This window comes from Roseburia sp. AM23-20 (genome assembly GCF_003470905.1).
GTDB classification, from domain to species: Bacteria; Bacillota; Clostridia; order Lachnospirales; family Lachnospiraceae; genus Roseburia; species Roseburia rectibacter.
This window is the reverse complement of the sequence record NZ_QRHS01000021.1, coordinates 58023-74761: the sequence shown is the minus strand read 5'-3', so window position 1 is coordinate 74761 and position 16739 is coordinate 58023. Positions and strand designations below refer to the sequence as shown.

Annotated in this window: 10 protein-coding genes and 1 tRNA gene; all 11 read left to right on the top strand. The window is 37.2% G+C overall.

Features of this window, described 5'->3' with window-relative positions; all coding sequences use genetic code 11:
- The first annotated feature begins 200 nt into the window (after positions 1–200).
- The 11 genes from DW650_RS14835 to cas9 all read left to right on the top strand — a co-directional run bounded on the left by DW650_RS14835 (position 201) and on the right by cas9 (position 16683).
- Positions 201–271 (top strand) — tRNA-Trp (locus DW650_RS14835).
- A 335-nt stretch (positions 272–606) separates the two neighbouring features.
- The gene (locus DW650_RS20340; RefSeq protein WP_279216893.1) at positions 607–738 is read left to right on the top strand and encodes a hypothetical protein; all 132 of its coding nucleotides are present in this window, start codon (positions 607–609) and stop codon (positions 736–738) included.
- Entirely contained in the window at positions 720–2297 is a 1578-nt protein-coding gene (locus DW650_RS14830; RefSeq protein ID WP_118210366.1) for a phosphoadenosine phosphosulfate reductase domain-containing protein, read from the top strand. Before DW650_RS20340 ends, DW650_RS14830 begins: the two co-directional genes overlap by 19 nt.
- Complete coding sequence (locus DW650_RS14825; protein ID WP_118210365.1) at positions 2297–3151, top strand: DUF4007 family protein; 855 nt, start codon at positions 2297–2299, stop codon at positions 3149–3151. Before DW650_RS14830 ends, DW650_RS14825 begins: the two co-directional genes overlap by 1 nt.
- A 21-nt stretch (positions 3152–3172) precedes the next feature.
- Positions 3173–6706 carry a hypothetical protein gene (locus DW650_RS14820; RefSeq protein ID WP_118210364.1) on the top strand — a complete coding sequence of 1178 codons (3534 nt, stop codon included), beginning with the start codon at positions 3173–3175 and terminating at the stop codon, positions 6704–6706.
- A gap of 18 nt (positions 6707–6724) precedes the next feature.
- Positions 6725–7879: an aminotransferase class V-fold PLP-dependent enzyme gene (locus tag DW650_RS14815; protein ID WP_118210363.1), complete on the top strand. Its 1155-nt coding sequence runs from the start codon at positions 6725–6727 to the stop codon at positions 7877–7879.
- A 7-nt stretch (positions 7880–7886) separates the two neighbouring features.
- Positions 7887–10043, top strand: coding sequence for a DUF262 domain-containing protein (locus tag DW650_RS14810; RefSeq protein WP_118210362.1), 2157 nt, complete (start codon positions 7887–7889; stop codon positions 10041–10043).
- An 86-nt stretch (positions 10044–10129) separates the two neighbouring features.
- Positions 10130–10282, top strand: coding sequence for a hypothetical protein (locus tag DW650_RS19780; RefSeq protein ID WP_199654291.1), 153 nt, complete (start codon positions 10130–10132; stop codon positions 10280–10282).
- A 113-nt stretch (positions 10283–10395) separates the two neighbouring features.
- A complete protein-coding gene (locus tag DW650_RS14805; RefSeq protein WP_118210361.1) occupies positions 10396–12414 on the top strand; it encodes an AAA family ATPase in 2019 nt (672 codons plus the stop codon).
- Positions 12415–12496: 82 nt separating this feature from the next.
- The gene (locus DW650_RS14800; RefSeq protein WP_118210360.1) at positions 12497–13009 is read left to right on the top strand and encodes a hypothetical protein; all 513 of its coding nucleotides are present in this window, start codon (positions 12497–12499) and stop codon (positions 13007–13009) included.
- Positions 13010–13302: 293 nt separating this feature from the next.
- Positions 13303–16683 carry a type II CRISPR RNA-guided endonuclease Cas9 gene (gene cas9, locus DW650_RS14795; RefSeq protein ID WP_118210359.1) on the top strand — a complete coding sequence of 1127 codons (3381 nt, stop codon included), beginning with the start codon at positions 13303–13305 and terminating at the stop codon, positions 16681–16683.
- The last annotated feature ends 56 nt before the right edge of the window (positions 16684–16739 follow it).

Below are 16739 nucleotides of genomic sequence, written 5' to 3'. Positions count from 1 at the left end.
CTAATCGATCGAGGGCTTGACCAAATAATAGCGAACGATGTTCGCATTGGAAGTTGCTTCGCAACTTCACAGATTATGTTATTGATGGTGTTCTGTATGAAGTTTTGAAGGTACTAAAGATAAGACAAAAGTCCTATTGATTTTTGTGAAGCTAATAAGTAAAATAATAAATGACGTATCTGATACGTCATTTTATATATAGGGGATTGGTCAAATGGTATGATAGGGGTCTCCAAAACCTTTGGTGGGAGTTCGATTCTCTCATCCCCTGCTTGTAGAAGCCTTGGTTTTCAAGGCTTCTTTTTTTCGTGTTAATTCTTGTTATATGTTTTCTTTTTTCACACACCATCCAGTTAATATTCTTCACATTTATATATTCCCATACTCAGCAGTTTCAATGTGAGAACGTTCCTTAAATCTTCCAAATTAAGATAATATATAATTGAAATTCTTCTTAACTAAGAATATAATATAGCTATATATTCTTAAAAAATAAGAAATCAGATTATAAAAATATCAGTAATAAAGAAAGACTTATGATAACATATATTTGCCATAATAGAAATGAAAAGACAAAAGAAAAATTTCCATGTTTTGGAACAGTGTGTGAGACGAGTACGTGTCAGTGTTGTGGAGGCAGAACGGATGTACAATCTGTCATTTACTGGTGTGAAAAATGTAATGTTCCACTTTATGAGAGCAGATGCAGCAGATGTGGCATGGAGGCAAAAAAGCTGACAACGGATGTAAGACCAGTGTTTCCGGAAGAAAGGCTTTTGATTGAGATTATACTCAAAAAGCCTTTTGAATTTTTAGAAAAGTCTGTTTGGAATGGAACTGGAAATCATTATTATGTCGATGGAAAAAAGATTGCATTTTCTGTAAAAGAATTAAAAAAAACAGATGCAGACGAAGTTCGCAGACAATATGAAAAATATAGCAAACAGAATACATATTACTATTTTGATCAGATGAAAGAACGATTTACTGAGGCTAATAAAGAGCGGTATGAGCATATTACGCAGGAAGCAGGAAACTATATACGAAAAGCAGCGGGTGAGTTTAGTGCGATGGATATGTTTGTTTCTTTTAGTGGGGGGAAGGATTCTACTGTAACTTCTAATCTGGTATTACGGGCGTTAAGTACACCTCAGATCATGCATATTTTTGGGGATACAACATTAGAGTTCCCATTTACTTATACTTATATGGAAAGATTTAAGAAAAATCACCCAAAGACGCCAGTGATTTCTGCACGCAATAAAGAAAAGAATTTTGAGGAACTGTGCAAACTGGTTGGTCCGCCGAGTCGTGTGATGCGCTGGTGCTGCACTGTTTTTAAAACAGGAACGATACAAAAAAAGATACGTTCATTATACAGAGATAAAAACCAGATATTGACTTTTTACGGAATCCGGCGCAGTGAGTCGGTAAGCAGAAGTAAGTATGAGCGTGAATCTGACAGTCCGAAGATCACAAAACAGAGAATTGTATCTCCGATTATCGACTGGATGGATTTTGATATCTGGTTATATCTTCTTACAACAGGAATTGATTTTAATGATGCATATCGCCTGGGGTATGCAAGAGTTGGATGCTGGTGTTGCCCTAATAATAGCGGCTGGTCAGAGTTCCTGTCTAAGGTGCATATGCATGAGCAGTCAGAGCATTTTAGAAATATGTTGATTGATTTTGCAAAAAGTATCGGAAAAGAGGATGCCGAGGTTTATGTAGATGATGGATTCTGGAAAGCACGACAGGGGGGAAATGGTGTCGCATATGCGCAGAAATCAGTCGTGTCATTTACACCGTGTGCCACAGAAGAAAATACTTTTAACTATGAATTACAACGCCCAATTTCAGAACAGTTGTATGAACTTTTTCGTCCATTCGGATATTTGAATTTCGATATGGGAAATACAAGACTTGGAGAAGTCTTTGTACTTAATAAAAAAGAGCAGATAATTTTGAAACTGCAGGGAAGAATTGGAACGGCTAATCTCAAGGTTACCATTTTAAATACACAGCTTGCAGGGGCAAAAGATTTAAAAACAGCAGAAGAACGCATCAAATGTCAGCTTACGAAGTATCAGATGTGTATGGGATGTCTGGCATGCGAAAGTGTATGCAGGTTTAATGCACTTTCTATCAGAGAAAATAAAGATGGCGAGATTGGATACTATATTTCTGATGAAAAGTGTAAAAGATGTGGCGAATGTGTGAATCATTTTACGGCAGGATGTTATATGAGAAAAGTTCTGGCAATCAAAAGACAAAATACGGGGGATAAAGGATAGTGGGAAAAAATAAATATCGTTTTAAAGGACATGAAAGTTTTATCCTTCGTGAAGGATGGCTGAATAAAGGTTTATATGAGGTGTACTATGATCCGAAGGTTTTTTCGGAAAATTATGGAGCGGATGCACTTGGGGTAGGTCCTAATATGGCAAAGTCGATCCGTTACTGGCTTAAGTCGGCAGATCTGATTACAGATTCTCCTAAGACTGGGGCTACACTTACTGATATTGGAAATTTGATCTTTACACATGATCCATGCGTGGAAGATTATTTTACATTATGGTTAATACATAGCAAAATTGCAAAAAACCGTGAACTGGCGACGGCATGGAATTTGTTTTTTAATGAAGTTTCTTATGAGGAATTCAAAAAACAGCAGATTTATGATGAGATGGAGGCGCTGGTTAGTGATTTAGATGGTGATATCCATATTGCACAAAGTTCTGTTTATGCAGACTGTGACGCAATTTTACGGATGTATCTGCCTGCAAAAGAGACAAATCCGGAAGAAAAGAATACAAGTCCATTTGGAAAGTTGGGATTATTGAAACACACCGAGGGGATTTATTACAGAAAACAACCGGATTTAAACAAATTACCAGAGGATATTATTTGGTTTTTGCTGGTGGATAAAGATAAAAAACGTACCTCCGTTTATCTGGATGATTTATGGAAAGAAATAGATGGTCCGGGAAAGATACTGCAGTTAAAACGTACCGCATTGATAGAGATGTTAGAACGTTTAGAGGAAAAGGATAAGATTGTGATGAACCGTACAGCAGGTCTGAATATGATTTATTGGCAAAAAGGGCTGACTGGGGAAAAAATCGTAGAAAATTATTACGAAAGATAAAGACATATAGGAGTTGCCGGAATGGAACAATGGAGAAATTTAATACATATCAACCGTAATTTTCAAAAAGCAGTGAATTTGCAGCTTGATATAGGAAATCATGGAAGAATTGAAAATTATATACCGACGCGGTCATCAATGCTGATATTAAACAGATATTTAAGAGCTGTGATGGGAGAGGCAAAGGAGCATGCTACTGTTTTGATCGGTCCATATGGAAAGGGAAAATCACATTTATTACTGGTACTGCTTTCCATTCTTTCCGGCGATCTGCCACAGACTGTTTTTGATAAAATACAGGTAACAGATAAAGAGACGGCAGATCTGGTTACAAAGATTAAACAGGAAAATAAAAAATATTTACCGGTACTTATTTCTTCTATCCCGGGCTTTTCTATGAATCAGATCTTATTATTTGCACTGCGCGAGGCATTGGAAAAAAATAATTTATCAGATATTGCACCGGAAACTGCATTTACGGAGGCTTTAAAAATCCTTGAGAAATGGGAAGTGGAATATCCGGATGTTTATGAAAAGTTTTGCGAGCATCTGAGAGAAAATCAGACAGATGAAAAGAATTTAAAAAAGGAATTGAAGAGAAAAAATAAGCAGTCATTGGAATTATTTAAAAATGTATATCCAATGCTGACGGCAGGAAGTACTTTTTTACCGTTGATGCAGTCGGAAGCTGTTAGGTCGTATCAGCAGATCACAAGAATTTTGACTGAAGAATGTGGTTATGCAGGTATCTTTATTATTTTTGATGAATTCAGTAAATACATCGAGGGACATGATAAAACCGGTTTTGCAGAGGATATGAAAACGCTGCAGGATATGTGTGAATTGGCAGAAGGTTCTGATCAGAAACTATTTTTTACAATGGTGGCTCATAAAAGTATTCATGAGTATACCAGAAGTATAGACATTTCTATGAAAAATGCATTTCGTGGAGTGGAGGGAAGAATTTCAGAGATATCTTTTGTGATATCTGCACAAAATAATTATGAACTGATCGCTAATTCAATTCAGAAAGAGGAGCCGGTATTTTCAAAACAATATGAAAAAGAGATTATGGAAAATGAGCAGGGAAAATTTTTGGAATTGTCCTATCAGCTTCCATGTTTTCAAAAACTTTTTTCAAAGCAGGATTTTGATCAGATCGTAGCGAAAGGTTGTTTCCCATTGACACCTCTTGCTGCATATGCTCTGCTTCATATTAGTGAGCGTGTTGCGCAGAACGAAAGAACGATATTTACATTTTTAGCAGATGATGGTCAGGGAAGTTTATCCTGGTTGTTGGAACGAAATAAAGAAGTGTGGGTAGGTATTGACAAAATCTACGATTATTTCAAACCAATGTTTCGGGAGACGGAAGATGCACCAATGATTCATTCTGAGTGGCTGAAAGCAGAGTATGCGTTGGGGAAAACGGAATCAGAAGAAGAAAAAGCAGTCATAAAAGCAATTGCAGTGATACGTATGCTTCACAGAGAAGATGAACTTCCAGCACAGGATAGTGCGATCTGGTTATCATTAGGGATGCAACAGAAAAAATATTATCCTGCAATGGAAAGACTGAAAAAAGATGGTGTATTAATGTTCCGCAGCAGCGTTGGTGTTTATGCATTTCGCAGCAATGCTGGTGTCGACATGGAAAAAGAAATCGCTAAAAAGGTGAACGAATTGAATGGACACTGTAATTTTTGCAAGATTTTATCAGAAGTTGCAGATGTAGAGTACGAGGTACCAAAACAGTATAATCAGGAATACGCAATGACCCGGTATTTTCAGTATGAATATATGTTTCAGGAAGATTTTATTTCGCTGGAAAGTACAAAGTATCTGTATGATGAAAAGTTTTCTGATGGAAAAATCATAGTAATAATAGATAAGAACAAAATTCAGACAGATAAGATACAAAAACAGTTGGATAAACTTGCGGATAAAAGAGTTCTGGTGTTAGTGTCGGATCGGAATTTTGATAAAGAGGAATTACTGCTTAGGTATCAGGCGGTTATGATGTTAAAGGGGGATAAACGATTCATTGAAGAAAATGAGATACTGATTCAGGAACTTGAATTGTGTGCAGAGGATATCAGGTTTGAAATTAATATCTATCTGGAAGATTATTATCTGCCGGAAGGTAGAAAGGTTACAACATTCCAGGCAGGGAAGGAAAAACGTAAATGTAAGACGGCAGCAGAGTTTAATCAGATATTGAGTACTGTCTGCAAAGAATATTATGGATATGCACCGCGTGTAAATCATGAGTTGTTAAACATTGAACATATTGGTAAACAATATTTAAGAGCGCGAAATCAGGTAATTGATAAATTGTTAAGACATGGGGATCTGTCTGCATATCAGAAAGGCACTATGCCGGAAGCAATGGTATATCGTGCTGCATTTGTACATACCAGGGCAGATGAAGGATGTCGGAAAGTCGACTCAGAGATAGAGAATTTTTTTTCGGAATGTGCTGGAGAAAAAAGATCTTTTCAGATGCTGTATCAGCGGTTACAGGGGGAGAAATTTGGTGCAAGACGTGGCATAATCCCATTGTTTTTAGCAAAAAAATTGTCTGAGATTGAAGGGACAGCAGTCATTTACATCGGGGAAAAAGAATTGGAAATTACCTCAGAAAATTTGAATCATGTAAATGATTTCCCGGAGAATTATGCACTTTATCTGGAGACAGAGACAGTAGAGAAGGAAAAATATTTAAAAGAAATAGAAGCGATTTTTGCATGTAATGAGGAAAACTTTGATGGACAGAGTAGATTTATACAAATTGTGGGGAGTATGCAAAAATGGTATCGGTCACTTCCACAATATACGATGATCACCTTAAATTTACCAGATAAACAGTGCACTGCTATAAAAAAATTACGTAATTTACTTAGGCGGGCAGAGATAAATCCAAGGGAACTTCTATTTGAAAAAATTCCGGCATGTTATGGGAATACAGATTTCGAGAAAACAGTACAAAATCTGGCAGAAAGTAAGAGAATTTTGGACAACGTTTTTTCCGAATTAAAAAAACAGATTGCAAAAGATATCAAAAAGGTATTTGGAAAAGAGCAGAGCGTCAGTTTAAAAGCCTGTCTGCATGAATGGTATTTAGCGCAAAATAATATACCAAAGGCTCATGTACTGACAACAGCAGAGAGTAAGTTTTTTAATTATCTGGAGAAATTAGAAACCAATGATGAGGGAGAAATTGTTTCCGCACTCACTTATATTTTAACAGGAGTGTATTTAGAAGACTGGAATGACAGTAATACTTTAGAATTTCAGGACAATTTGTATACAGTAAAATCTAAAATTGAAAAAATCAGGAAATGTGACAAAGATGCAGAAGGCAGCAGTCGTATTTTATTGACAGATCAGAATGGCAATGCCATCGAGAAGTATTATAATGCGGATATTTCAGATACAACAAGTCTTTACTTAAAGAATATGTTAGAAGAGGCTTTAGAAGACTTTGGAAATACGCTTGAAACGAATCAGAAGGTTGCAGTGCTTGTGCAGACTTTAGAAGGATTATTACAGTAAGAGAAGGGGAGATTGGTGATGGAAGAAATTTATCTTGATAATGCAGCGACAACGTTTCCAAAACCAGAATGTGTATATCAGGCAATGGATGAAATAGCACGAACTGGTGCTGTCAATGCGGGCAGGGGTTCTTATGTGCTTGCACAAAACGCATCTGGTCTGATCGAAGACACGAGAAAACAGATTAAAGAGCTTGCAGGAGCAGATGATGTAGCAGAGGTTGTATTTACAGCCTCTGCTACGTTTGCATGTAACCTGATTTTAGGAGGACTTGAGTGGAAACAGACGGATATAGTTTATGTTTCCCCGTTTGAACATAATGCCATGATGCGTGTACTGCATTATTATCAGAAACAATATGGATTTAAAATCATTGAGCTTGCGTTAGATCAAAACAAATTAGAAATGGATCTTCCACAGATTAAATTTCAGTTTACGAGAGAACATCCAACTGTTGTTATTTTGAGTCATGTCAGTAATGTAACTGGGTATATTCTGCCAATTGATGAGATAACAGAATATGCAAAGAAGTATGGAGCAGTTGTAGCAGTAGATGGTTCCCAGGCACTTGGACTTGTACCTGTAAAACTGAAGGACAATGGGATTGATTTTTATGTTTTTGCTGGACATAAAACATTATATGGACCATTTGGGGTCGGTGGATTTATCAGTAAAGGGAATATTACTCTAAAACCGTTTCTTGCGGGTGGAACAGGCAGTGATTCATTAAATCCTGATATGCCGGGGCAAATGCCGGGAATGTTAGAGCCGGGAAGCCAGAATATAGTTGCGATTGCGGGATTGCATGCAGCCTTGGCAGATGGGTGTGACAGAAAAACGGAATTAACAAGAGAAAGAGAGCTTGCAGAACATCTGAGCAGACATCTTGAAGAAATAGATGGAGTTTTCATATACTTTCCAAAGGATAAGGAAAAATGCACGGGAATTGTTTCTTTTTCTATAGATGGATACCGTGCAGATGAAGTAGGAATGTTACTTGACGAAGATTATCATATAGCAGTCCGAACCGGCTATCAATGCGCACCGTTGATCCATAAATATCTGAAAGATGAAAAATATGGTGGTGTAGTCCGTGTGGGAATCGGACGTTTTACAAAGAAGAGTGAGTTAGCTGCATTAATTAATGCGATAAAGGAAATTGCGGAAGGATGAAGAAATAATGGAAAATCAACGTTTGGATTTTGGAGAAATCGTCAGAAAAATTGCAGAAGATAAAATGTTGCTGCCGGATTTTCAGAGGGGGTTTGTCTGGACAGATGAAGAAACGCAAAGAAAGATAGTAGCATCTGTTTTAGCAAAAATGCCGATAGGAAGCATTTTGTTATTAAAATCAAAGCCGGATGAATATGCGGCAAAATCTATCGGACTGGGAGAAAAAAATACAGATTTAAATATAGCGGATGGTGAAGTGGAGTTTTTGCTGGATGGTCAGCAACGAATGACAGTACTTACAAATGTTTTCTCAAATGTAATTTATGATAAATGCAGTATGTTTTCGAAATTAATTTCCCAATCATTGAAGCGCAGATTTTTTCTGCGGATTCCAAAATGGGAAAAATGTAAGGAAGAACAGGATTTATTTGGTGTTTATGATTTGAATTTTCGCATTTCTGATTCCGTGGAGCCAGATTTTCTGACCGCAGATATTTTACAGTTTATTGAAGTTGTTGGTTTCTTACATCATGATGGAGAACCGTATAATCCGCAGCAGGAGTTATCAACGCATTTAGATGACTATTGTCTGACATATAAAAAAGGATATTTAGTTCCGTTGTATTTGCTGATAGCACCAGAGAATACAAAAAGAGCACAGATTATGCTGAGATATAATACGATTACAGCTGAAATTGCAGAAAAAATAGGAAATGAGATTAAACAGCATTTTATGAAGCTGACAGAAAAGCAGCAGAAGGATGATTTTATCGAAGAAATTTTTAAAAATGATGAAAGTTGTGAAAAAATAAAAGAAGATTATACGATATTTTGCAGGAAGATTGATGAAAAACAGATGGTATGGAAGATGTGTCTGACAAATTATCTGGATTCCTGTGTGAAAAATGTAGCGCTGAATAAAATAGAAGTATCGGGAGAGCAGCGTGACAGAGCGATTGACATTTATGAAAACCTAAATCGTGGAGGTGTCAGCTTAAATACGTTTGACCTGGTCATGGCAAGAGTTGCAAAGGTAAGTAAAGAAAATTTTTATAAACGTATGTGCTTCTATATTCAGGAAGAAAAAAATTATGATAAACAGGTTTTACCAGATCAGGCAGTATCCATAATTGGAGATAAAATACAAAGCAAAAAGTATAATGCATCATGCAGTACAGGCTGCTATAACGAGGAGAAAAATGATATAGCAGGAAAGTATATAGATGTTTTTTTAGATGTACTATGTCTATATTGTAATAATCAGTTATTCGATCCTGAGGAATATAAACTGGATTATATCAAAAAGAAACGTATTTTGATGTTAGAGCCGGAAGAAATTGACAGTAATGCAAAAAAGGTCTGTGATGCCATAGACAGGGCAATGTTTTTCTTTCAGGGCAGATGTGGAATCCGGAATATACAGGAAATAAATTATTCGTTGATGATCGTTTTAGTTGCAGTTGTCTTTCTAAAGGATGAGTGGTTTAAGGATAAGACTGTTCACAATATTTTAGAAGCATGGTATTGGGCATCTATTTTTTCCGGTGAATATGATAAAGACCAGAATACAAAAATGATCGCACATCTTCAGACCATGATTAAGACAATGCAGGCATCTGACCGGAAGAAAAACATTGAATGGATCGTAAAGATCAAGGATTATGTAATGAATGCACAGAATTTTTCAGATGAGAAATTTTTGCTTATGGAAAAAGCGGATGAAGAACGTATTCCGAAAAAGGTGATGCGTATGTTTATGTGTCAGTATCTGTTATCGAAGACATATAAGGATATGTTTGAGGAAGATAAGGTTTTGAGTGCATATTCAGATGAGCCTGGAGGTTTTGAAGCACATCATATTATACCGCTTGGAAGAGTAAAAAAGGTGGGGGAGTCAACGTCAGCACTTCGTAATGCTGATAAAAATATCTGCAATTCACCTTTGAATTTTGTATATATCACAAAAAAGGCAAACAAGGAAATATCAGATGAATCGTTAAAAGATTATGTGCAAAAGATCAATGCGGAAGCGAAATCAAAATTACATATTACAGCATATACAAGGGCGGATATTCCGGAAAACCAGGTGAAAGATATTTTAAAAGAAAGATATGATTTTTTAAAGGGTGATATTAAAGACCGGATAGGAACATTATTAAATTAGATAAAATTTTGCAATTAGAACAGAAAATGCACAGGATAACGGGTATAGGGTGAAAAATACATTTTTACACGGGAATGGAGGTATTTATGAAAGAGATCAGTGAAAAGATAATGCGGAATATGATTTTAGAGGTTCTTCATGTAGAACGGAAAAATCTGCGCAGCAAAGCAAAAACAGATCAGCGGATGGCGGAGGAACTTGCAAAGATCATAGTTGATTATGCCAGAATGTCCATGTAAGTAAGTGTGTATCAGGTGGAGAATAGTGTGAAAAATACATTTTTCACACGCAAGATTTGTGTTTCGCACAAACTTGTGATGCGCTTAAAAACAGCGCAAGAATGGAGAATAGTATGAAATTCCAAAGTATTACAATGAATAATTTTATGAGGTATAAAGGCAGAAATGTAATTGAGTTCAGCTGTGATGAAAAAAAGAATGTGACGGTCGTATTGGGGGATAATACGGTTGGAAAAACAACCATTGCACAGGCATTCCGATGGGGACTTTATGGAGCTGTTCTGGCAGAAAGGGGAAAGCAGCAGGAGGATTATCAACTGTTAAATAATGATATTCTAGCAATGATGGATGCAAACAGCAAGGCGGATGTTACTGTGGAATTGATCGCAGTTGATGATGAAAAAAGATATCAGATCAAACGTGAGATCATTTATACACGTGCATATCCACAACTGATCGCAAAAGAATTTTATAAGAAGGTATCGCTGCAAATTTCAGAGAAAGATAATCCGGATGCAGTCATTTCGGTAGAGCAGGAAAAAATAGAAGAAGTGATCCGCGAATTATTCCCTAAAAATCTGTCACATTATTTTTTGTTTGATGGAGAGCGATGGAATGATGTAACAGTCAACGGAGTGCGTGAAAATATCAGAGAGTCTGTACATACACTGACTGGATTATCTGCATATCAGGCAGCTATCTGGCATTTAAAAGACATGGGCAGTCATTCAGTTATTAAAAAGTTTAAAGGTAAAATATCAGGTTCCGGAAACATGTATGACAATCTGGAAAGAGACAGAAATCGTATGGAACATGGGATTGAACAGTGCAAGGAGAAGATAAAAAACATTGAGATCAATATAGAAAATTATGAACAGAAAATTGAGGAAATAGAAAGATATCTGCTTGAAAATAAAAATACAGAGGTGCTTCAGGCGAAATACAATCAATTACTCGTAGTAAAAAGATCGCAGTCAGATCGAATCAAAGATGCATATAAAAATATGGTCAATTTATTCAGCGATAAGGCATTTATGCTGTTTGCACAGCCGATGATCGAGTCGTCCATAAAAATGGTAAAATCAGTGGCTGGAGTAAGGCGGGATATTCCACATATGAGACAGGCAAGTATCGATTATATTATCAAAACCGGGAGATGCATCTGTGGGACACCTATTTTACCGGAATCAAAAGAATTGGAATGTTTAATGGAACAGCGAAATTATCTTCCACCGGCAGATATCGGGTCTTTATTAGGAGAATTTGAACGTACAGGACAGCGTTGGAAAAGGCAGAGTAGTTCTGTATATGATGATATAAGAGAAAGTGCACAAATTGTGGATCAGAGTGTGCGGGCATATGAAGAAACCTGCAATCAGATTGCCGCGATGGAACAGCAGATGGAAAAGCGGACGGATTTTTCGGAAAAGAGAAAGATGCTCCGGTATTATCAGAGTGAAAGCAATAAATTAGGAGTGGAAAAAGGAACCCTGCAAGGACAGATAGAAAATTATGAACGTCAGATTGGAAACATAGAAGCAGAAATGAAGAGTCAGGAAGCAAGGACTGAAGAAAATAAAAAATGGCGTGAACGTATGGAATTGGCAGAAGCGTTGTATACAAGATTGAAAAATGATTTTGAAATAAAAAAGAATAAGACATTTATGGAATTAAATGGACAGATACAGAAAAATTTTGAGCGTATGTTTAATGCGAAAGATAAAAGAATACAGCTGACGGAAAACTATGAAATCCAGATGTTATATCAGACGAACGTAGGCTTTCGTGAAGAAAAGAATTTGTCAGAGGGAGAAAAGATAGCACGTAATTTTGCATTTATTGTTACGATCATGGAATACAGCAGAAATAAAAAGGCAGAGCAGCTTGGAGTAGAGGGAGCAGATACATTGCCGATTGTTTTAGATGGACCGTTTTCTAAACTGGGAGATAAAAATATCAGTCTGATCGCGAAAGTTTTGCCGGAGGTATCAGAACAGGTAATTATTTTTATGTTGGATAAAGATTGGAAATATACAGGACTTGATGAATATGTCGGTGCGTCCTATCATATTGAAAAAGCGGCAGACGAAGCCTATGCATCCATTCGTAGAGTGGAACTAGATCAGCAGTAGCAGTGAGAGAAAAAGAACATGACAAAAAAGAATCATTTTATGTCTTGTTGGGAAACAGAAGCAGCAGAAGAGAGGAAAAAAGATGGGGAACTATGAATTTTTCAAAAAAGAGTTTGAGTTTCATGGTAAGCATGCCAGAATGGCAGGTGAATTGTGGGTAAAAGGGGATTGTGAACATACTTATTTTCGTAGATTGATTGATCTATATATGGTTGCTGCAGTAGTAGGATTTCGTGTAGACCGTAAGGCAAAGGAAGATTTTTCACCGGTTGGGACAAAGAGTATCTTAGCAGAGCAGATAATCAATGCAAAAGAAGAATTGGATTTTATCATGCAGATGATGATCATGTTAGATGCGAAGGAACATATACCTGCAGAGGAAGCGGTAAAAAAGGCATTCCGGGGAGCTGAGACGGAAGAGGAGTTTTTGGCATATCAGTCTATGTTCCATGATTATGTCAGAGGTGGAGTAGAAGAATTATATGAGAGACTGATCATCCAGAAAGCAGAACCTGACAGTGAATTTTATGATAATAAAACATCTAATCTGATGACTGTTTTGGAAAGATTTGGATATTGTTTACAGGAAAACTGAGAGAAGTAACTATGTTTGAACCAGCAGTCAATAATTTAAAAAAAAATGTAAAAAGTATTTACAAGCATCGAAAAAAGGGATATAATACAAGAGAATTATATCATACCAAGTGATAATTAGGTTATTACAATAAGGTAAGAAACCTAAAAGCTCTAATCCCATTCTTCGGAATGGGATTATCTTTTATACAGGATTTTTATTCATGATAAGGATGTATGAGAAATCAGAAAGAATAAAAACAGTTGTCCCGTTCTCAGGTATGAAGGAATGGTTCAGATGAGAGGAGAAGAAAGATGGATGAGAAAATGGATTACCGTATTGGGTTAGATATTGGTATCGCATCGGTAGGCTGGGCAGTATTGCAGAACAACAGTGATGATGAGCCGATACGTATCGTGGATCTTGGGGTAAGGATCTTTGATACAGCGGAGATTCCTAAGACAGGGGAGTCTTTGGCTGGACCGAGAAGAGCAGCGAGGACGACAAGAAGACGTCTTAGAAGAAGAAAACATCGTTTGGACAGGATCAAATGGCTGTTTGAAGATCAGGGACTGATAGAGATAGATTCTTTTATGAAGCGTTATGGTATGGCAGGTCTGCCGGATGTTTATAAACTGCGTTATGAGGCATTAGATCGTAAACTGACAAATGAAGAATTGGCACAGGTACTGATTCACATTGCAAAACATCGTGGATTCAGGTCTACCAGAAAAGCGGAGACGGCCGCAAAGGAAAATGGTGCCGTATTAAAGGCAACTGATGAAAATCAGAAGCGGATGCAGGAAAAGGGTTATCGTACCGTTGGAGAGATGATCTATTTGGATGAGGCATTTCGTACAAGCTGTCCATGGACAGAAGAAGGATATATCCTTACAGCTCGTAATAAGGCGGAAAATTATCAGCATACGATGCTAAGAGCAATGCTTGTGGATGAAGTCAGAGAAATTTTTTCCAGTCAGAGGCGTCTTGGAAATGAAAAAACAACAGAAGAATTAGAAGAAAAATATTTAGAGATTATGACAAGCCAGAGATCTTTTGATATGGGACCGGGTGTGCAGCCGGATGGCACACCAAGTCCGTATGCAATGGAAGGATTTTCTGACAGGGTTGGAAAATGTACATTTGAGCAGGATGAACTGAGAGGTGCAAAGGGAACCTATACCGCAGAATATTTTGTAGCACTGCAGAAAATCAACCATACAAGACTGGTCAATGAAGATGGAGAAATCAGAAATTTTACAGAAGAGGAACGCCGTGCGCTGGTGGCATTATTATTTACGCAGAAAGAAGTTAAATATGCAGCAGTCCGTAAGAAGTTAGGATTACCGGAGAGTATTCTGTTCTATAATTTAAATTATAAAAAGGCTGCTACGAAGGAAGAACAGACAAAGGAAAATCAGAATACAGAAAAAGTAAAGTTTGTCAGTATGCCATACTATCATGAGTATAAGAAATGTTTAGAAGATCGGATAAAATATCTTTCGGAAAATGAAATCAGAGATCTGTTTGATGAGATTGGCACGATTTTGACCTGTTATAAGAACGATGACAGCCGTATGAAGCGTTTGGCAGAGTTAGGACTTGTGCCAGAAGAAATGGATGGATTGTTAGCATATACGCCAACAAAATTTCAGCATCTTTCGATTAAAGCAATGCGAAATATTATTCCGTTTTTAGAAAAAGGAATGACTTATGATAAAGCATGTGTGGAAGCCGGATATGATTTTAAAGCAGATTCTAAGGGAGTTAAGCAGAAACTTTTAACGGGCGAAAATGTCAATCAGACCATCAATGAGATCACAAACCCAGTGGTAAAACGTTCGGTATCACAGACCGTGAAAGTAATTAATGCGATCATCCGTACCTATGGGAGTCCGCAGGCGATTCATATCGAGCTTGCAAGAGAAATGTCAAAGACATTTGAAGAACGCCGGAAGATAAAAGGTGATATGGAAAAACGACAGAAAAATAATGAAGATGTAAAAAAGCAGATTCAGGAACTGGGAAAATTATCACCGACCGGACAGGATATTTTAAAGTATCGTTTGTGGCAGGAGCAGCAGGGAATATGTTTGTATTCTGGAAAAAGCATTCCTTTGGAAGAATTATTTAAGCCGGGGTATGATATTGACCATATTTTACCATATAGTATTACTTTTGATGACAGTTTCCGGAATAAAGTGCTTGTTACTTCACAGGAGAACCGCCAGAAAGGGAACCGGACACCATATGAATATATGGGAAAGGATGAAAAGCGTTGGAATGAGTTTGAAATTCGTGTAAAGACGACGATTAAGGATTATAAGAAACAGCAGAAACTTCTGAAAAGACATTTTTCAGAGGAAGAACGCAGTGAGTTCAAAGAGCGTAACTTAACGGATACGAAGTATATCACGACTGTTATTTATAACATGATCCGTCAGAATCTTGAACTGGCACCATTAAATTGCCCGGAAAAGAAAAAGCAGGTTCGGGCAGTAAGTGGAACGATTACAGCATACTTGAGGAAACGTTGGGGGCTGCCACAGAAAAATCGAGAGACCGATACGCATCATGCAATGGATGCTGTTGTAATTGCCTGCTGTACAGATGGTATGATCCAGAAAATATCACGCTATACAAAGGTAAGAGAGAGATGTTATTCGAAAGGCACGGAATTTGTGGATGCAGAGACGGGAGAAATCTTTCGACCTGAAGATTATAGCAGAGCAGAGTGGGATGAGATTTTTGGTGTACATATTCCAAAACCGTGGGAGACATTCCGGACAGAATTAGATGTCAGAATGGGAGATGATCCGAAAGGATTTTTAGATACACATTCTGATGTTGCGTTAGAACTGGATTATCCGGAAGAAATTTATGAGAATATTCGTCCGATTTTTGTTTCACGAATGCCAAATCACAAGGTGACAGGTGCTGCGCATGCAGATACGATCCGTAGTCCGAGACATTTCAAGGATGAAGGAATCGTATTAACCAAGACAGCCTTGACGGATCTGAAGCTGAATAAAGATGGAGAAATAGATGGTTATTATAATCCACAGAGTGATCTTTTATTATACGAAGCATTGAAAAGGCAGCTATTGCTGTATGGCAATGATGCAAAAAAAGCATTTGCACAGGATTTCCATAAGCCAAAGGCTGATGGCTCACAAGGTCCCGTCGTACGGAAGGTCAAGATTCAGAAAAAACAGACTATGGGTGTGTTTGTGGATTCCGGAAATGGAATTGCCGAAAATGGCGGTATGGTCCGAATCGATGTATATTGCGTGAATGGAAAGTATTACTTTGTACCAGTGTATACGGCGGATGTGGTGAAGAAAGTGCTGCCGAATAAGGCTGCGACAGCGAAAAAGCCATACAGTGAGTGGCGTGTGATGGATGATAAAGACTTTTTATTCAGCTTGTATTCGCGAGATCTGATTCATATAAAGAGTAAAAAAGGTATTAAAACGAAATCTGTGGACGGTAATGAGTTAAAATTACATGAAATATATGCTTATTATATCAAATCAAATATTTCAACAGCAAGTATAGAAGGAATAGCTCATGATAATCGTTTTCAATTTAGTAGTCTTGGTATACAAAGTCTGGAAGTGTTGGAAAAGTGTCAGGTTGATGTATTAGGACATGTGTCTATAGTAAAAAGTGAAAAACGAATGGGATTTTCTTAATAAAATTGGAAATTGCATATGTTTTGTCACAAAAATAATAGAAAATTAACGGGGAA